The following is an 18,022-nucleotide window of genomic DNA, read 5'->3' as shown; positions in this document are numbered from 1 at the left end:
CGGCGGGGTTCAACCTTCCGGTGCGGGGGCGGGGAGCGCACGCCATTGGCGGCCGTCGTAAGCCTCCAGCGCGCTGAAGCGGCGCTTGTAATTCATCTTGGCATGGCCGTCGATCCAGTAGCCCAGATATACATGCGCGCGGCGCTCGCGTTGCGCCCACTGGATCTGCTGCAGGATCGCAAACGTGCCCAGGCTGCGCGCAGTGGCATCCGCTGCGTAGAACGTATAGACCGCCGACAATGCATGCTCGGTGACATCGGTGACCGCAACGGCGAGCAGTCGCCCCGGCGCGTGGGCCACTGCGGGTTCGCGGATTTCCAGAAAGCGTCCATGTGACCAGCCACCGATCAGGAACTGGTCGAATTCGGTAGCGCCATGTTCGTCCATGCCGCCGCCGGGATGGCGGCGCTTGAGGTACTGCCGGTACAACGCGAGTTGTTCGTCGGTGCGTTCGGCGGCGACCACGCGTACCACCAGGTCCTGGTTGCGCGCCAGGCAACGCCGCTGGCTGCGATCGGGCCGGAACGCATCCACCGCAATGCGCACTGGCACGCAGGCGCGGCAACGTTCGCAATGCGGCCGGTAGACCAGATCGCCGGAGCGACGGAATCCCCATGCCAATGCCTGCGGATAGATCGCGCCCAGACGCGGATCGTGTGGATCCAGCACCAGGTCGCGCGCGCGGCGGTCGGACCAGTAGCCACAGGCATGCTCGCCGGTCTGGAACAGGCGCAGGTCGTCATGGGTGTCGGCGTGGATGGCCATGGCGTCAGGATAGCGCCTGCGCGTCGCAACAGCGGCGACTGTCCGCCGGATGAATACGCCCGGTTGGCACGTCAACGCGCGTGCCGCTGGCTCGTTGATGTGGGTGTTGGTGGCAGCGCACGGTGGATCCGGATGCGCCACCCACGCGATGCGGCCCATGCAGGTGCCGCGTGTGGTTCCCACATCCCAGGAGTTTCTCATGACGTTTCGCAAACCGTTTCTCGCACTGGCCGTGCTGGCTGCCCTGTCCACCGGCGCGGTGTTCGCCGCTCCGCCTGCCGCCGGCGATGCGCCGCGTCCTGCCAAGCTAGACAAGAACGGCGATGGCGTGATCGATCGCAGCGAGGCCGCTGCCGACCCCGAGCTGGCCGCACAGTTCGACACGCTGGACACCAACAAGGACGGCAAGCTCTCGCGCGATGAGCGCCCGCATCATCGCGGCCCGGGTCGCGGTGAACGCGGCGACTGGCTGAGCAAGCTCGACACCAACAAGGACGGCCGCATCAGCCGCGAAGAAGCCAAGGCCGACCCCAAGTTTGCCGCGCGCTTCGATGAGATGGACATCAACAAGGACGGCGTTGTCGATCGCGCCGACCGTGAGTTGCGCATGCAGCAGCATCGCGACGCGTGGTTTGCCAAGGCCGATACCGACAAGGACGGCAAACTGAGCAAGGCCGAGTTCGATGCCGCATCCAAGCAGCGTGGCGAGCATGGCCCGCGTGGTCCTGATGAACGTGGCGAGCGTGGCGATCACGGCAAGCGTCCGATGCCGGCCAAGCCGGCCGCGGGCAACTGAGTTCGTCCAGTCGCTACAGCGTTACCCGGTCGCAATGCTGCGACCGGGGCAGCACCTGCGGCATCTGCAGCATGTAATCAGCAGCACGCAACAAGGCGCCGATTCGACCAGCGGCCTCCCGCGCAAGCAGGAGGCCGTTTTTTATTGACCGGAATGGTCGCACCTGGTGCGTGCGGCGATGGCGCCACGCCGGGATCAGAGCATCCCCAGCTTCATGTAGTGCCGCACGATGGGCAGCATGACCGCCGCCGTGCTCACCAGCATCGCGCCCGGGCTGAACATGCAGCGATACAGTAGCGGTGCCCGCGTGGTGCCGCGTCGTTGCGCATCGCGTTCCAGCATCGGGCGCATGACCCGTGGCAGCACCCGGATGGTTTGATAGTTGAGCACCGCCATGCCTGCGCACAGCAGTAGCAGCGACGCCCATGCGCCCGCATCCAGGCGTTTGAGCAGCAGCGTGCTGCCCACCACCAGCACCGACATCAGCGTGGTGATGTGCAGGAAACGACGAATCGCCGCTGCTTCGGCGGCGGTCTGCGCAAAGCGCAGCAGATACCAGCACGACCAGTACGTGCCGACTCCGGCAACCAGCACGGCGCCAGCGGCGAACAGCGACGGCATGCCGAGCCAGAGGCTTAGCGCACCGGCGGCGCCACCTCCGCTCAATGCCGAGCCTGTCAGTCCGCTCACGCCTAATTTGCCTGCGCCCCCCATGCCCGTCAGCACGATGGCCGCGCTTGCCGTCCCCGGCGCGGCCAGCAGGGTTGCCGAGGTCACCGCAGTGGCAAAGGCCACGCTGGGCGCACTGCCACGGGCGAACTCGCCGAACCGGCGCAGCAGCTCGCCGCGCACGCTGGCACGTGCCCGCGACAGGCGTTTGCGCACGGCCGCATCGCTCAGTCCGAGCAGCGAGGCGACCTGTTGCGAACTCTGGCCTTCGCGATAAAACAGCAGCAGCGTCTCGCGGCTTTCCTCGGGCAGTGCAGAAATGATGTCGAGCGCGGCGATCTCTTCTTCCACCTGCAGCAACTGGTCGGCGGGCGAGGGGGCCGGGTCGGCGGCCATCGCGATCGCCAGGTCCGCCGCTTCGCCGCTGAGGGCGCGACGCCGGTTGGCGCGCAGCCAATCACGCGCCAGGTTGCGGGTGATCTGCCGCAACCACGGCAGGAAGCTGGCCGGCTGATGCAACTGTGCCAGCCGCTGCCAGGCGCGCAGGAAGGCTTCCTGGGCGATGTCTTCGCTGGCAGCGATATCACGCGTGATCGCCAGTGCGATGGCGGTCACCGTGTTCTGGCACGCACGCACGATGCGGCCGTAGGCCTGCTGGCAGCCGGCGGCGGCGACCGGCAGTTCGCGTTGCAACATCAGGTCCAGCGTGTCGGTGTGCATCGGCGCAATCCATGTCCTGGTACCAGCATGACGCAGGCGAGCACCGGATGTGACCGACGTGATGGCGATGGCGCCTGGCGCACCGCGCGGTGACCGCGCTCAGCGCGCCGGCTGGATCCGTACACGCACTTCTTCGTCCCCTGCGGCTGGCGGTGCCGTGGTGGCGGGCGCTGGCTGCGCTGTCGGCGGTGCCACTGGCGTGGCCGGGTCAGGGGCGTTGCGATGGCGCAGCACCACGAACATGGCGACCGCGCCGATCACCAGCAGCAGCACCAGCCGGATGCGCCAGGCCCAGCTGCGCGCATTGGTGCTCGAGCCGTTTTCGCCGTCGCGGAAGGTGTACTCCACATTCGGCAGGTCGCGGCGGGTGGTGTCGAGCAGGCGTGCGTCGCGCAGCAGGTCGCGGGCGCGCGGCTGGTCGTCGGCATGCACGATCCACACCGTGGGGTAGGCCTGGGCGTTGCCCTGTTCGAGATAGCTGAACTGACCGCTGCGCTTGCTCTCGTAGGAGCGGCCGTTGCTCATGCGCACGTCGATGCCGGCGTTGCGCAGCAGATCGGCCACGCCTTCTGCGGTTTCGATACGTTGGCTGCTGAAGATCTTGCGCATGCTTAAGGGGTGCCAGCGATTGCCGAGCAGGGCGCGCTGTGAGTGCGCTTGCTCGAGCTGAAAAAAAAGAGCGGCAAGGATGTCGATCCAGGCCGGAAAGTGCAGGCGGCAATCAGCATGCCTGCGCACGGCGAATGCGGTGCAGCAATCAACATGGCGAGTCGTTTGCCGGCACGGCGATCGCGCTGCCGTCGGGCACCACGCGGATCAGGCCTTCCTGCGTGGTGCTGGCGACCAGCACGCCATCGCGGGTGAAGAACTGCCCGCGCGCCAGGCCGCGCGAACCCTGTGCGGTGGGGCTGTCGAGCGAGTACAGCAGCCAGTCGTCGGTGCGGAACGGGCGATGGAACCACAGCGCATGATCGAGCGAGGCCATCTGCACGTTTGGCGTGTAGTAGCTGATCCCGTGCGGAAACGTGGAGGTGCCGAGCAGCTGAAAATCCGAGGCATACGCCAGCAAGGCCTGGTGCAGGCCGACGTCGTCGCCAACCGGGTCGCTCAGGCGCAGCCACATCTGCTGAAACGGCGGGCGCTTGGGCGGCCTGAGTTCGTCGCGCGGGAGTACATGGCGAAACTCGAACGGACCGCCACGCGACAGCCAGCGCTGCACCTTGGCAGGCAGGGTCTCCAGCACCTCCGCTGCCAGCGGCGGGGTGGGTTCGATGTCTTCGGGCGGCGGCACCACCGGCATCACCGACTGATGTTCGGCGCCGTCCTCGCGCTGCTGAAACGAGGCCGCGCAGAAAAAGATCACCTTGCCGTGCTGGATTGCGGTGACCCGGCGCACCGAAAAACTGCCGCCATCGCGGGTGCGGTCGACGTCGTAGACGATCGGGTGGTCGATATTGCCGGCGCGCAGGAAGTAGGCATGCAGGGAATGCGCCTGGCGGCCATTGTCCACGGTGGCTTGCGCTGCGGCCAGCGCCTGGCCCAGCACCTGTCCGCCGAATACGTACTTGGTGCCGATATCGCGGCTCTGGCCGCGAAACAGGTTGTCCTCCAGGCGCTCCAGCGACAGCAGGCTGATCAGTTCGGAGACGACGGGTTCGGCAGTGGTGGACAAGGGGCGGACCTGGGCGTGCGATGGACCGCGATTATAGCGGGCCGTCTCGTGTGCACCGTGCCGGGAGCCGGCGTCAGGCCTTCTGCAGCCGCGCGACCAGGCCATGCAGGGCGGCCTGCGCATCCGGCGCGTACCAGCCATCGATGAAGCGTTCCAGCTGGATCAGTTCGGGCGCCAGCGCCGCGCGCAGATCGGCGCGCGCAATCGCACGCGTGGCCAGCATCGGCTGGCGCGGCACCTGCTGCAGGTCCTGTAGCCAGGCTACCGCGCGCGCGGTGACCAGATCGCCATCGACCAGCTCGTCGACCAGGCCGATCGTGACCGCCTGCTCGGCCGGCAGCAGCTGCCCGGAGATCAGCAGGCGTTCGGCGCGGTGCGTCCCGACCACGCGGCGCAACAGGCGCTGGATGCCTTCGGGCGCGGCCAGGCCCACCTGCACCTCGTTCAAGCCGATCGCATAGGGTTTTGCGGTATCTGCGCTGCGCGCCATCACCCGGTAGTCGCAGCACAGTGCCAGCACGCAGCCACCGGCCGGCGCATGCCCGCCGATGGCCGCGACCACCGGCACGCGGCTGTTGGCCAGCGCCTGCGCGGCCTCGAAGAAGGCTGTCCAGCTGGCCAGCAACGCGGCGCGGTCGGTGCCGTGCGAGAGCAGCTGCGGCACGTCCATGCCACCGGAAAAGATCCGCTCGCTGCCCGACAGCACGATGCCATCAGTCTCCTCGCCGGCCTGCTGCACCGCAACGCTCAAGGCCTGGCACAGCGCGCTGTCCAGGGCATTGACCGGCGGGCGTGCCAGACGGATTTCGCGAAGACGGCCATGGTCTAAGATCTGGATGCTCATTCGGGGCTCCTGGAGGTCGGGTCATGATAGACGGCAGTCGAAGCAGGCAGCGCATGTGCGGACGCGTGCTGCTCGGTGCATGGGTGATGCTGGCAAGTGCAGGCGCTGGCGCGCAGTGCCTGGCCGAGTTCAAGGACGGCTGGATCCGCATTCCGCCACCCGGTGGCATGGGCATGGCGGCGGGATTCGGGCAGTTCCACAACGGCTGTGCGCAGCCTCTGACGGTCACTGCGGCCAAGAGCAGTGCGTTTGCCGATGTGTCCATCCACGAGACCACGCAGAACAACGGCGTCAGCCGCATGCGCGCGGTGCCGGAGCTGGCGTTGCCGGCCGGCAGGTCGGTGCCGCTTGCGCCGGGCGGCCTGCATCTGATGCTGATGGAAGCGCGTGCGCCGTTGCAGGAAGGCGCGCAGGTGCCGGTGACCTTTGTCTTGCAGGATGGTCGCGAGATCAAGGCCACGCTGCAGGCGCACAAGCGCGCGCCGGGTTCGTAAACGCGCGTAGTGCGTGGCCAAGCGGAGGCTGCGTCCTGCAGTGTTTGCCGAGCCCACTGTGCGATGTTGCCGATCAAACGTGATGCGTGGTGGCGAGCAGGCTTCCACTTCATTGTGTCGGTCTGGTCCCGATCACGCGGGCTGCCGGTGGTATCGCGCAGCGGCACACAGGAGCGCTGCAAACAGAAACGGCGGCTCCCGGAAGAGCCGCCGTCGTCGTATGGCGCTGAAGATCCAGCGCGCAACTGGCAATCCTCAGCTGCTGGCAGCGCGTACCGTCTCCGGCAGCGACGCGCTCTTGCCGGTCTGCGTATCGATCCACACCACCACCACGTTGCCATCCGAATACAGCACGCCCTCGTCCTTCTGGTCGACGATGCGATGGCCGATGGTGATGCTGCTGCTGCCCAGGCGTTCGACGAACAGTTCCACCAGGATGTCGTTCGGCCATACCAGCGGACGCTTGTAGTTGACGTTGGTGGCCGCGACCACCGGCGCGATGCGGTCGGTCATCGCCACGCCTTCAACGCCCAGCATCCAGCGCACGCGCGCTTCTTCCAGATACGAAATGTATTTGGCGTTGTTGACATGGCCCATGCTGTCCATATCGCGCCAGCGCACGCTGATCGGGATGCGTGCCAACACCTTGTGCTCTTCGCTCATCAGCTTGCCTTCTTCTTTGCGGTTTTCTTGGCGGCGGACTTGGCGACTTTCGCCACCTTCTCCGGTTTGACCTTGCGTGGCGGGCGCGCATCGGGCTTGTTGGCCATCGCTGCCGGCCGGGTCTCGCGCGCCTTCACCGACGGCAGCATCTTGGCCAGGAACTGCCCTGTGTAGGACGCCTCGTGCGCGGCCACATCTTCCGGCGTGCCGGAGACCAGGATGCTGCCGCCGCGATGGCCACCTTCCGGGCCCAGATCCACGATCCAGTCGGCGGTCTTGATCACGTCCAGATTGTGTTCGATCACCACCACCGTGTTGCCCTCGTCGCGCAGCTTGTGCAGCACGCCGAGCAGCGCTTCGATGTCGTGGAAGTGCAGGCCGGTGGTCGGCTCGTCGAGGATGTACAGGGTGCGTCCGGTATCGCGACGCGACAGCTCCTTGGACAATTTGACGCGCTGCGCCTCACCGCCGGACAGCGTGGTCGCGCTCTGGCCCAGCTTGATGTAACTCAGGCCGACATCCACCAGCGTTTCCAGCTTGCGTGCGATCGACGGCACCGGCTCGAACAGCCGCAGCGCATCCTCGACCGTCATCTGCAGCACGTCGCTGATGTTGAAGCCCTTGTAGCGGATCTCCAGCGTCTCGCGGTTGTAGCGCTTGCCGTGGCAGACATCGCAGGGCACATAGACGTCGGGCAGGAAGTGCATCTCCACCTTGATCAGGCCATCGCCCTGGCAGGCTTCGCAGCGCCCGCCGCGCACGTTGAAGCTGAAACGGCCCGGCGAGTAACCGCGCGCGCGCGCTTCCGGCACCTGCGCGAACAACTCGCGCAACGGCGTGAACATGCCGGTGTAGGTGGCCGGATTGGAGCGCGGGGTGCGCCCGATCGGCGACTGGTCGATATCCACGACCTTGTCGAACAGGTCGAGGTTCTCGACCTCGCGATGCGCGGCCACCGGGTGCGAGGCGCCGTTGATCTCGTTGGCGGCCAGCGAGAACAGGGTGTCGTTGATCAGCGTGGACTTGCCCGAGCCGGACACGCCGGTGATGCAGGTCAACAGGCCGGCCGGAATATCCAGGTCGACATTCTTCAGGTTGTTGCCGGTCGCCCCGCGCAGATGCAGCATCATCTTCGGATTGGGCTTGTGGCGCTGCTTGGGAATCTCGATGCGGCGCTTGCCCGACAGGTATTGGCCGGTCAGCGAGCCGGGTGCATCCAGGATGTCCTGCAACGAGCCTTGCGCACAGATTTCGCCACCGTGCACACCGGCGCCGGGACCGATATCCAGCACGTAATCGGCCAGGCGGATCGCGTCTTCGTCATGCTCGACGACGATGACGGTGTTGCCCAGATCGCGCAGCCGCGTCAGCGTGCCGAGCAGGCGTTCGTTGTCGCGCTGATGCAGGCCGATCGATGGCTCGTCCAGCACATACATCACCCCGACCAGGCCGGCGCCGATCTGGCTTGCCAGGCGAATGCGCTGCGCCTCGCCACCGGACAAGGTGTCGGCCTTGCGTTCCAGGGTCAGGTAATCCAGGCCCACGTCGACCAGGAAGCCCAGCCGCTCACCGATCTCCTTGACGATCTTGCTGGCGATCTCGCCACGCCAACCCGGCAGCGACAGGCCGCGGAAAAAGCTCAGCGCCTCGTTGACCGGCAGCACCACCAGTTCGGGCAGCGGGCGGTCGGCGACGAACACATTGCGCGCGGCGCGATTCAGGCGCGTGCCGCTGCAGGCCGGGCAGGGCTGCTGGCTGACGTACTTGGTCAGCTCCTCGCGCACGGCCGGTGATTCGGTTTCGCGGTAACGGCGTTCCAGGTTCGGCAGGATGCCCTCGAAGCGGTGCTTGCGCGTGGTGCGCCCGCCCGCATCGGTGAAGTAGGTAAAGCTGATCACCTCCTCGCCGCTGCCGAACAGCACTGCCTGGCGCACCTTGGCCGGCAACGAATTCCACACCGCATCCACATCGAACTTGTAGTGCTTGGCCAGCGAGGCAATCAGCTGGAAGTAATAGGCATTGCGCCGATCCCAGCCGCGCACCGCGCCGGCCGACAGCGACAGCTCCGGATGCACCACGACGCGATCCGGGTCGAAGAACTCGGCCACGCCCAGGCCATCGCAGCTGGGGCAGGCGCCCACCGGTGCGTTGAAGGAAAACAGCCGCGGTTCCAGCTCCGGCAGCGAGTAATCGCAGACCGGGCAGCTGTACTTGGACGAGAACAGGTGCGGCGCTGCCGCCGGGTCGTCCAGCGACTGCACCGCGACCATGCCTTCGCCGAGCTTGAGCGCCGTCTCGAAACTTTCCGCCAGCCGCTGCTTGATGTCTTCGCGCGGACGGAAGCGGTCGATCACCGCCTCGATGGTGTGCTTCTGGCGCAGCGCCAGCGGCGGCACCGCGTCGATCTCGTACAACTCGCCATCCACGCGCACGCGCACGAAGCCCTGCGCGCGCAGTTGCTCGAACACCTGCGCATGTTCGCCCTTGCGCTCGCGGATCACCGGCGCCAGCAGCATGTAACGCTGCTCCTGATCCTGCGTGAGCATGTGGTCGACCATCTGGCTGACGGTCTGCGCTTCCAGCGGAAAGCCGTGGTCCGGGCAGCGCGGCTGGCCGACGCGCGCGTACAGCAGGCGCAGGTAGTCGTAGATCTCGGTGATCGTGCCGACCGTGGAGCGCGGGTTGTGCGAAGTCGATTTCTGTTCGATCGAAATCGCCGGGGACAGGCCCTCGATGTGGTCCAGGTCCGGCTTTTCCATCACGCTGAGGAACTGGCGCGCATACGCCGACAGCGACTCGACGTAGCGGCGCTGGCCTTCTGCATAGATGGTGTCGAACGCCAACGACGACTTGCCCGAGCCGGACAGGCCGGTGATCACGATCAGTTTGTCGCGAGGCAGGTCGAGGTCGATGTTCTTGAGGTTGTGCGTCCGCGCGCCGCGGATGCGGATGAAATCCATCGCCATGGGGGATCCGATGTCGGGCCGGCGAACCGGCAGTGGTGCGAGCGTGCTCAGCAGGAATGAGTGGCAGTCGATCAGCCTACCCGCCGACCTAGGTGAGGGCAATTGCCCCAAATGCCAGTCTGACCGGGCGCTTGTGGCGGCCGGATGATGCGTTGCACGGGTAGATCGGGCATGGCCGGGCCCGGGTGACCGGCAGGTTGACCCCAAACCCCGCCAGCCCGTACAATCCCGCTCCTGTCTGCCCTATGGCACGTCAGTGCGACCATAATAACTACAGAGGAAAACCTGGTCATGTACGCAGTTCTGGTAACCGGCGGTAAGCAATACCGCGTCGCGCAGGGCGAAACGCTCCGCGTGGAAAAGCTCGACGTCGAAGCTGGCAACGAGATCACCTTCGACACCGTCCTGATGCTGGGCGATAGCGATGGCATCAAGCTGGGCGATGCGCTGAAGGGCGCCTCGGTCACCGCCAAGGTCGTGGCCCATGGCCGCGCCGACAAGGTGCGCATCATCAAGTTCCGTCGCCGCAAGCACCACATGAAGCGTCAGGGACATCGTCAGCACTACACCGAAATCGAGATCACCGGCATCGCCGGTGGCGATAAGAAGTAAGGAGAACCAGTCATGGCACATAAAAAAGGCGTAGGTTCCTCGCGCAACGGTCGCGATTCCAACCCGAAGTACCTGGGTGTGAAGATCTTCGGTGGCCAGGCCATCGATGCCGGCAACATCATCGTGCGTCAGCGCGGCACCCAGTTCCATCCGGGCGCTGGTGTCGGCCTCGGTCGTGACCACACCCTGTTCGCGCTGGTCGACGGCAAGGTGGAGTTCTCCACCAAGGGCCCGAAGAAGCGTCGCACCGTCAGCGTGGTTGCCGAGGCGTAATCGCCCGCTCCATGCAGGCCAGTCCGTCGGGCATCGCTGCCCGGCGGGCGAGACGGAAAGCCCCGCTTTTGCGGGGTTTTTCGTTTGACGGCCGGGAGTGGGGATTCGGGAATCGGGAATCGGAAAAGCCGGCTCCTGGTTTCTTCTCGCTCTTTGCCGTCTTGCTGGTGAGTGCGCTCGCCGGCAGGGGCAGGCTGCTTTCTTTGGCCGATTCCCTATTCCCCATTCCCAATTCCCGGTTGCAAGCTCATGAAGTTAGTCGACGAAGCAGAAATCCTGGTCAGTGCCGGCAATGGCGGCAATGGCTGTGTCGGCTTTCGCCGCGAGAAGTTCATCCCGCTCGGCGGGCCCGATGGTGGCGACGGCGGTAACGGCGGCAGCGTGTGGATCGTGGCCGACGAGAACGTCAATACGCTGGTCGACTTCCGGCATGAGCGCACCTTCAAGGCGCAGCGCGGCGAAAACGGCATGGGTCGCCAGGCCTACGGCAAGGGCGGCGAAGACCGCATCATCGTGGTGCCGGTCGGCACCGTGGTGATGAACGTGCAGACCGACGAAATCATCGGCGACCTGACTCAGCATGGCGATCGCCTGCTGGTGGCCAAGGGCGGCAAGGGCGGCCTGGGCAACATGCATTTCAAGAGCTCGGTCAACCGTGCGCCGCGCCAGTCCACCACCGGTGAAGAGGGCGAGGAGCGGTTGCTCAAGCTGGAGCTGAAGCTGCTGGCCGATGTCGGCCTGCTGGGCTTTCCCAATGCGGGCAAGAGCACCCTGATCCGCGCGGTGTCCTCGGCAACCCCGAAGGTGGCCGATTACCCGTTCACTACCCTGTACCCGAATCTGGGCGTGGTCAGTGTCGAGGCGTATCGCAGCTTCGTCATCGCCGACGTGCCGGGCCTGATCGAAGGCGCGGCCGACGGTGCCGGGCTGGGTACGCAGTTCCTGCGCCATCTGCAGCGCACCCGTCTGCTGCTGCATCTGGTGGACATCTCGCCAATGGATGGTGGCGTGGAGGCCTCGCCGGTGGATCAGGTGCGCACCATCGAGCGCGAACTGGAGCGCCACGATCCCGAGTTGCTGAAGAAGCCGCGCTGGCTGGTGCTCAACAAGGCCGATCTGATGTTCGAGGACGAGGCGCGCGCAGCGGCCGAGACGATCGTGGCCGAACTTGGCTGGGCCGCGCCGTGGTATCTGGTCTCGGCGCTGGGCCGCGATGGCACCTTCCCGATCATGAAGGACGTCATGGCGTTCTTTGATCGTCAGCGCGAGGACGAGCTCGAGGCGCGCAATGCCGGCTGAGCGCATGCGCAGGCACACAAAAAACCCGGCCAAGGCCGGGTTTTTTTTCTATGCCACCGCAAGCCAGGCCTGCGGTGATGCCGACACGGCCCGCTTACGCGGCCTTGATGGCCTTGATGCGAGCGGTCAGGCGGCTCTTGTGACGCGCAGCCTTGTTCTTGTGAATCAGGCCACGGGCGCTGAAACGGTCGAGGATGGGCTGGGCAACGGCGAAAGCAGCTTCGGCGCCTGCAACATCGTTGGCGTCAAGGGCCTTGATCACCTTCTTGACGGCGGTGCGCAGCATCGAACGCTGGCCCGTGTTGCGCTCATTGCGCACGACGGTCTGCTTGGCGCGCTTCTTGGCGGACTTGATATTGGCCACGGTGGTGGGTTCCTGAAAAATCGGTGTAGTGGAAAAAGCAAGCGGGAAAGTATGATGGGCTTAGTTATGTACGTCAAGTCAGTTGTCAAGAGGGATGCAGCGTGAGCAAGCCCGGCATGTTGAGAGGCCTGCTCTCATTCAGCAGTATGACCATGGTGTCGCGGGTGTTGGGCCTGATTCGGGACCAGGCGATCTCCACCACCTTCGGCGCCAATGCAGTGACCGACGCGTTCTGGGTGGCGTTCCGGATCCCCAATTTCCTGCGTCGGCTGTTCGCCGAGGGCTCGTTCGCCACCGCCTTCGTGCCGGTGTTCACCGAGGTCAAGGAGACTCGCCCGCATACGGACCTGCGCGAACTGATGTCGCGGGTGTCCGGCACGCTCGGTGGCATGTTGCTGCTGATCACCGCGCTGGGGCTGATCTTCACCCCGCAGCTGGCGTCGGTGTTTTCCGATGGCGCGGCCACCGATCCGGATAAATACGGCCTGCTGGTGGATCTGTTGCGGCTGACGTTTCCGTTTCTGTTGTTCGTGTCGTTGACCGCATTGGCGGGTGGGGCGCTCAACAGCTTCCAGCGGTTTGCGATTCCGGCGCTGACGCCGGTGATCCTCAACCTGTGCATGATCGCCGGCGCGCTGTGGCTGGCGCCGCGGCTGGAGGTGCCGATTCTGGCGCTGGGCTGGGCGGTGCTGGTGGCCGGGGCGCTGCAATTGCTGTTCCAGCTGCCGGCATTGAAGGGCATCGACCTGCTGACGCTGCCGCGCTGGGGCTGGACGCATCCGGATGTGCGCAAGGTGCTGACCCTGATGATTCCGACCCTGTTCGGTTCGTCGATCGCACAGATCAACCTGATGCTGGACACGGTGATCGCCGCGCGTCTGGCCGATGGCTCGCAGTCGTGGCTGTCACTGGCCGACCGGTTTCTGGAATTGCCGCTGGGCGTGTTCGGGGTGGCGCTGGGCACGGTGATCCTGCCGGCGCTGGCGCGCCATCACGTCAAGACCGACCGCAGCGCGTTTTCCGGCGCGCTGGACTGGGGGTTCCGTACCACGCTGCTGATCGCGATGCCGGCGATGCTCGGCTTGCTGCTGCTGGCCGAGCCGCTGGTGGCGACTTTGTTCCAGTATCGCCAGTTCACCGCCTTCGATACGCGGATGACCGCGATGTCGGTCTATGGCCTGAGCTTCGGCCTGCCCGCATACGCCATGCTCAAGGTGCTGCTGCCGGCTTTCTACGCCCGCCAGGACACCCGTACCCCGGTACGTGCCGGCGTGGCGGCGTTGATCGCCAACATGGTGTTCAACTTCGCGTTGCTGGCGGTGGTCTACCAGATCATGGTGCCGCCCGAGCTCAAGGCGCAGGGCGTGATGCAGGCACTGGGCAAGCAGCCGGGCCTGCATCTGGCGCTGGGCATTGCCAGCGCGCTGTCGAGTTATCTCAACCTGGGCTTGCTGTGGTACTGGCTGGGCAAGTCCGGCGTGTACCAGCGCCGGCCGGGTTGGGCTGGCTATGCGCTGCGCCTGCTGCTGGCGTGCGTGGCGATGGCGGCAGTGCTGTTGGCCCTGCTGTGGTGGCTGCCATCGTTCACCGTGATGGACAAGTGGGATCGCATCGGCTGGCTGGCAGTGCTGGTCGGCAGCGGCGGGGCGACCTATCTGGTGGCGCAAGTGGCGCTGGGCTTGCGGCCGCGGCATCTGCGCGAGGGTTAGTGGCTCGCCGGAGCTGGTCGAGCGGGCGCAAAGCCATCGGTCACCCACGGTAGGGCCGATGCCGGGCCGGGTGGGCGAGCCATCGCCTGCCTGCCTCCGGGACGCAGCGGCACGGCACAGGCCTGGGGCGCGCCCATGCTTATTGACAGGCATGGCTATACTTGCGGGTTATGCATCAACGAGGGCCGGTCGGCAGGCCGGCATCTGTTTGGATCGAGGAATGAGCAGGCTGTTTAGAGACGTCGAGGGCGGGACGCTGTTCCCGCACGGAAGCGTGGTCTGTATCGGCGCCTTCGATGGCCTGCACCTGGGGCATCGGGCATTGGTGCAGCACGCGGTCGCGCGTGCGCGCGTGCTGGGGGTGCCGGCGGTGGCGGTGAGCTTCGAGCCGCTGCCGCGCGAGTTTTTCGCCACGGCCGTGCCGCCGCCGCGGCTGACCCTGGTCCGCGCCAAGATCGAAGGGCTGCACGGCTTCGGTGCCGACAGCGTGGGCATGATCCGTTTCGACGGTCGCCTGTCGGCGATGAGTGCCGAAGACTTCGTACGCCTGGCCCTGGTCGGCCGGCTGTGCGCCAAGGAGGTGTGGATCGGCCCGGAGTTCCGTTTCGGCCATCGGCGTGGCGGCGATATCGGCCTGCTGCGCTCGCTTGGTGCGCAGTACGGCTTTGCGGCGGGCGAAATCGCGCCGGTGCACCTGCACGGCGAGCGGATTTCTGCCACGCGCATCCGCGAGCTGCTGGGCGCGGGCGAGTTCGCGCACGCCGGGCAGTTGCTTGGCCGTCCGTATGCCATCGGCGGGCGGGTGGTGCGCGGCAAGCAGCTTGGGCGCACACTGGGTTACCCCACCGCCAATCTGCGGTTTCCGCGCACGCCGGCGCTGTCGGGCATTTACGCGACCTGGGTGCATGGTGTGGCCGAGCGGCCGTGGCCATCGGTCTCGAGCTTTGGCACGCGCCCGACCGTGGCCGGTGTGGAGCCGCTGCTGGAAGCGCATTTGTTCGATTTCCAGGGCGATCTGTATGGCCGGCACATTGCAGTCGAATTCGTCGCCAAGCTGCGCGACGAAGAGAAGTTCGATGGTCTGGACGCGCTGACGGTGCAGATGCATCGTGATGCCGAGCAGGCGCGTGCGGTGCTGGACAGGCAGGTGGTTTCTGCAACACATGCGAGCTCCTCGCAACAGCCAACTTATGATGCGAGTCCCTCGCAAGAGCCCGCACATCCATGTGCGGACTTATTAAAAAATCCAGCGCAACGGTAGAGACCTGTGACCCAAGACTACAAAGCCACTCTCCATCTGCCCGCGACGGAATTCCCGATGCGTGGCGACCTGCCCAAGCGCGAGCCGGCGATGCTGGACCGCTGGGAGCGCGAGGGGCTGTACGCGCAACTGCGCGCCAATGCGGCAGGGCGCCCGCTGTTCGTGCTGCACGACGGCCCGCCGTATGCCAATGGCCAGATCCATCTGGGCCATGCGGTCAACAAGATCCTCAAGGACATCATCGTCAAGTCGAAGTACCTGGCTGGCTTCGATGCGCCCTATATCCCGGGCTGGGATTGCCACGGCCTGCCGATCGAGATCGCGATCGAGAAGAAGTACGGCAAGGTCGGCGTGAAGCTGGATGCGGCGCAATTCCGCCAGAAGTGCCGCGAGTACGCCACCGAGCAGATCGACCTGCAGCGGCGCGATTTCAAGCGTCTGGGCGTGATCGGCGACTGGGACAACCCGTACAAGACGCTGGATTTCCGCTTCGAAGCCAACGAGATCCGCGCGCTGGCCAAGGTGGTCGACAATGGCCACCTGACCCGTGGCGTGAAGCCGGTGCACTGGTGCTTCGATTGCGGCTCGGCGCTGGCCGAGGCCGAGATCGAATACGCCGACAAGGTGTCGCCGACGGTGGATATCGCCTATCCAGCGCGTGATCCGGCCGCCGTCGCTGCCGCATTCGGCGCGAGCCTGCCGGCGGGCGTGGGCGTGGCGGTGCCGATCTGGACCACCACCCCGTGGACGCTGCCGGCGTCGCTGGCGGTGAGCCTGGGCGCGGAGCTGGACTACGTGCTGGTCGAAGGCCCGGCCGATCGCGGCCAGCCGCGCTGGCTGGTGGTGGCCGAGGCCCTGGCCGGCAAGGCGCTGGCGCGCTACGGCGTTGAGACGGTGGTGGTGCACGGCCATGCCAAGGGTGCGGCGCTGGAGCAGATGCTGCTGAACCACCCGTTCTATGCCGAGCGCGAGATCCCGTTGCTGCTGGGCGACCACGTGTCGGCCGAGGACGGTACCGGCGCGGTACACACCGCACCGGGCCACGGCCAGGAGGACTACCAGGTCTCCAGGCAGTACGGCCTGCTCGAGCGTTACGGCGCTGCGCAGATCAACCCGGTGGACGGACGTGGCGTGTACCTGCCGTCGACGCCGCCGCTGGGCGACACCGTGCTGGCCGGGCTGCATATCTGGAAGGCCAACGACATCATCATCGAGGCGCTGCGCGATACCGGTGTGTTGCTGGCGGCCAGCAAGATGGAGCACAGCTATCCGCACTGCTGGCGCCACAAGACGCCGATCGCGTTCCGCGCCACGCCGCAGTGGTTCATTTCGATGGAGCAGGCCAACCTGCGCGCCGATGCACTCAAGGCCATCGACAACGTGCACTGGTATCCGTCCTGGGGCCAGGCGCGTATTGCCGGTATGGTCGACGGGCGTCCGGACTGGACCATCTCGCGTCAGCGCACCTGGGGCGTGCCGATCGCCCTGTTCGTGCATCGCGAAACCGGCGAGCCGCATCCGCGCAGCACCGAATTGCTGCGCCAGGTCGCCGACCGGGTGGAACGGGGCGGCGTGGACGTGTGGTACACGCTGGACGCGGCCGAACTGCTGGGCGATGAGGCCGCCGATTACGACAAGATCACCGACATCCTGGATGTGTGGTTCGACTCCGGCGTGACCCATGAAGCAGTGCTGGTGGACCGTGGCCTGCCCAAGCCGGCCGACCTCTACCTGGAAGGCTCCGATCAGCACCGCGGCTGGTTCCAGTCCTCGCTGCTGACCGGCGTGGCGATGGACAAGGCGGCGCCGTACAAGCAGTGCCTGACCCACGGCTTCACCGTGGACGAGCACGGCCGCAAGATGTCCAAGTCGCTGGGCAACGGCATCGAGCCGCAGGACATCATGAAAACCCTGGGCGCGGACATCCTGCGCCTGTGGATCGCCTCGGCCGATTACAGCAACGAGATGTCGCTGTCGCAGGAGATCCTCAAGCGCAACGCCGATGCGTATCGCCGCCTGCGCAATACCGCGCGCTTCCTGCTCGGCAACCTGCATGGCTTCGATCCGCTGCAGCATCTGGTGGCGCTGGACGAGATGGTGCTGCTGGACCGCTGGATCGTGCACCGCGCGCACGAGCTGCAGGAAAAGATCGTTGCCGCGTATGCGCGCTACGACTTCTCCGAAATCGTCCAGGCGTTGCTGAATTTCTGCAGTGTGGATCTGGGGTCGCTGTATCTGGACGTGACCAAGGACCGCCTGTACACGATGGCCGAGGATGCACGCGGCCGCCGTTCGGCGCAGAGCGCGATGTACCACGTGGCCGAGGCGTTCGTGCGCTGGATCGCACCGGTGCTGAGTTTCACCGCCGAGGAACTGTGGGGCTATCTGCCGGGCAAGCGGGTCGAGAACGTGCTGTTCGCCACCTGGTACGACGGCCTGGCGCCGTTGCCGGCCGATGCCGCACTGAGCAGTGCCGATGTCGACAAGCTGCTGGCCTTGCGCGAGCAGGTGGCCAAGGTGCTGGAGCCGATGCGCTCCAACGGGGCGATCGGCGCGGCGCTGGAAGCGGAGATCACCGTGGCCGCCGACGCGCAGACCGCCGCGCGCTGGCAGCCGCTGGCCGAGGAGCTGCGCTTCCTGTTCATCAGTGGCGATGTGACCGTGACCGCGGCCAGCACCGACGACATCTTCGTCAGCGCGCAACCGACCAGCAAGGCCAAGTGCGTGCGTTGCTGGCACCACCAGGCCAGCGTGGGCAGCGATCCGCGTCACCCGGAACTGTGCAGCCGTTGCGTCAGCAATATCGAAGGTCCCGGCGAGCAGCGCCGCTGGTTCTGACGGGGGTGCGTGATGGCGCGTGGTGGGTCGTCCTGCCGCGCGTTATCGAAACCCCGCACGGGCTGGCGCGCGTCTGC

16 protein-coding genes are annotated in these 18,022 nt (G+C 66.1%); 8 read left to right on the top strand and 8 right to left on the bottom strand.

All coding sequences use genetic code 11. The annotated features are described in order from the left end of the window. Positions 1–9 precede the first annotated feature (9 nt). Positions 10–924 (bottom strand): arginyltransferase, encoded by a 915-nt coding sequence (locus FHT08_RS07950; protein ID WP_166775427.1) that lies wholly within the window; start codon positions 922–924, stop codon positions 10–12. Positions 925–964: 40 nt separating this feature from the next. Between FHT08_RS07950 and FHT08_RS07945 the strand changes: the two genes are divergently transcribed. Next, positions 965–1,561: an EF-hand domain-containing protein gene (locus FHT08_RS07945; RefSeq protein ID WP_166774809.1), complete on the top strand. Its 597-nt coding sequence runs from the start codon at positions 965–967 to the stop codon at positions 1,559–1,561. Between the two features lie 195 nt (positions 1,562–1,756). Here the strand turns inward: FHT08_RS07945 and FHT08_RS07940 are convergent, their stop codons facing one another. From FHT08_RS07940 to FHT08_RS07925, 4 genes are all read right to left on the bottom strand, one after another. After that, positions 1,757–2,950 carry a sigma-70 family RNA polymerase sigma factor gene (locus tag FHT08_RS07940; protein WP_166774808.1) on the bottom strand — a complete coding sequence of 398 codons (1,194 nt, stop codon included), beginning with the start codon at positions 2,948–2,950 and terminating at the stop codon, positions 1,757–1,759. Between the two features lie 99 nt (positions 2,951–3,049). Then, the gene (locus tag FHT08_RS07935) at positions 3,050–3,559 is read right to left on the bottom strand and encodes a pathogenicity-like protein (protein WP_104606814.1); all 510 of its coding nucleotides are present in this window, start codon (positions 3,557–3,559) and stop codon (positions 3,050–3,052) included. Between the two features lie 148 nt (positions 3,560–3,707). After that, complete coding sequence (gene tesB / locus FHT08_RS07930; RefSeq protein ID WP_166774807.1) at positions 3,708–4,622, bottom strand: acyl-CoA thioesterase II; 915 nt, start codon at positions 4,620–4,622, stop codon at positions 3,708–3,710. Positions 4,623–4,695: 73 nt separating this feature from the next. Continuing rightward, complete coding sequence (locus FHT08_RS07925; RefSeq protein WP_166774806.1) at positions 4,696–5,466, bottom strand: enoyl-CoA hydratase/isomerase family protein; 771 nt, start codon at positions 5,464–5,466, stop codon at positions 4,696–4,698. Between the two features lie 65 nt (positions 5,467–5,531). On the opposite strand from FHT08_RS07925, the gene FHT08_RS07920 reads away from it, so the two are divergent. Then, on the top strand, positions 5,532–5,960 hold the full coding sequence (locus tag FHT08_RS07920; RefSeq protein WP_343204150.1) for a copper chaperone PCu(A)C: 429 nt from the start codon (positions 5,532–5,534) through the stop codon (positions 5,958–5,960). Positions 5,961–6,215: 255 nt separating this feature from the next. On the opposite strand, the gene FHT08_RS07915 is transcribed toward FHT08_RS07920, so the two are convergent. Together FHT08_RS07915 and uvrA are read right to left on the bottom strand one after the other, a co-directional pair. Next, positions 6,216–6,623, bottom strand: coding sequence for a thioesterase family protein (locus tag FHT08_RS07915; RefSeq protein ID WP_104606817.1), 408 nt, complete (start codon positions 6,621–6,623; stop codon positions 6,216–6,218). Next, positions 6,623–9,589: an excinuclease ABC subunit UvrA gene (uvrA, locus tag FHT08_RS07910; RefSeq protein WP_166774804.1), complete on the bottom strand. Its 2,967-nt coding sequence runs from the start codon at positions 9,587–9,589 to the stop codon at positions 6,623–6,625. The genes FHT08_RS07915 and uvrA overlap by 1 nt, the downstream gene beginning before the upstream one ends. Positions 9,590–9,880: 291 nt before the next feature. Here uvrA and rplU point away from each other — a divergent pair, with 291 nt between their 5' ends. The 3 genes from rplU to obgE all read left to right on the top strand — a co-directional run bounded on the left by rplU (position 9,881) and on the right by obgE (position 11,773). Continuing rightward, complete coding sequence (gene rplU / locus FHT08_RS07905) at positions 9,881–10,201, top strand: 50S ribosomal protein L21 (RefSeq protein ID WP_166774803.1); 321 nt, start codon at positions 9,881–9,883, stop codon at positions 10,199–10,201. 12 nt (positions 10,202–10,213) lie between these two features. Next, a complete protein-coding gene (gene rpmA / locus FHT08_RS07900; RefSeq protein WP_003484326.1) occupies positions 10,214–10,474 on the top strand; it encodes a 50S ribosomal protein L27 in 261 nt (86 codons plus the stop codon). A 249-nt stretch (positions 10,475–10,723) separates the two neighbouring features. Further along, positions 10,724–11,773 (top strand): GTPase ObgE, encoded by a 1,050-nt coding sequence (gene obgE / locus FHT08_RS07895; protein ID WP_104606820.1) that lies wholly within the window; start codon positions 10,724–10,726, stop codon positions 11,771–11,773. 94 nt (positions 11,774–11,867) lie between these two features. Here obgE and rpsT read toward each other — a convergent pair whose 3' ends face one another. After that, positions 11,868–12,137, bottom strand: coding sequence for a 30S ribosomal protein S20 (gene rpsT, locus FHT08_RS07890; protein WP_166774802.1), 270 nt, complete (start codon positions 12,135–12,137; stop codon positions 11,868–11,870). A gap of 116 nt (positions 12,138–12,253) precedes the next feature. Here rpsT and murJ point away from each other — a divergent pair, with 116 nt between their 5' ends. The 3 genes from murJ to ileS all read left to right on the top strand — a co-directional run bounded on the left by murJ (position 12,254) and on the right by ileS (position 17,945). After that, on the top strand, positions 12,254–13,846 hold the full coding sequence (gene murJ, locus FHT08_RS07885; protein ID WP_104606821.1) for a murein biosynthesis integral membrane protein MurJ: 1,593 nt from the start codon (positions 12,254–12,256) through the stop codon (positions 13,844–13,846). Positions 13,847–14,066: 220 nt separating this feature from the next. Then, positions 14,067–15,107, top strand: coding sequence for a bifunctional riboflavin kinase/FAD synthetase (locus tag FHT08_RS07880; protein ID WP_104606822.1), 1,041 nt, complete (start codon positions 14,067–14,069; stop codon positions 15,105–15,107). A 6-nt stretch (positions 15,108–15,113) separates the two neighbouring features. Next, the gene (ileS, locus tag FHT08_RS07875) at positions 15,114–17,945 is read left to right on the top strand and encodes an isoleucine--tRNA ligase (protein ID WP_166774801.1); all 2,832 of its coding nucleotides are present in this window, start codon (positions 15,114–15,116) and stop codon (positions 17,943–17,945) included. The last annotated feature ends 77 nt before the right edge of the window (positions 17,946–18,022 follow it).

The sequence above is a fragment of the Xanthomonas sp. CFBP 8151 genome (assembly GCF_011761885.1).
Lineage (GTDB): Bacteria > Pseudomonadota > Gammaproteobacteria > Xanthomonadales > Xanthomonadaceae > Xanthomonas > Xanthomonas arboricola_B.
Note: the sequence above shows the minus strand (reverse complement) of the source record. Positions and strands in the feature narration are given on the sequence as shown.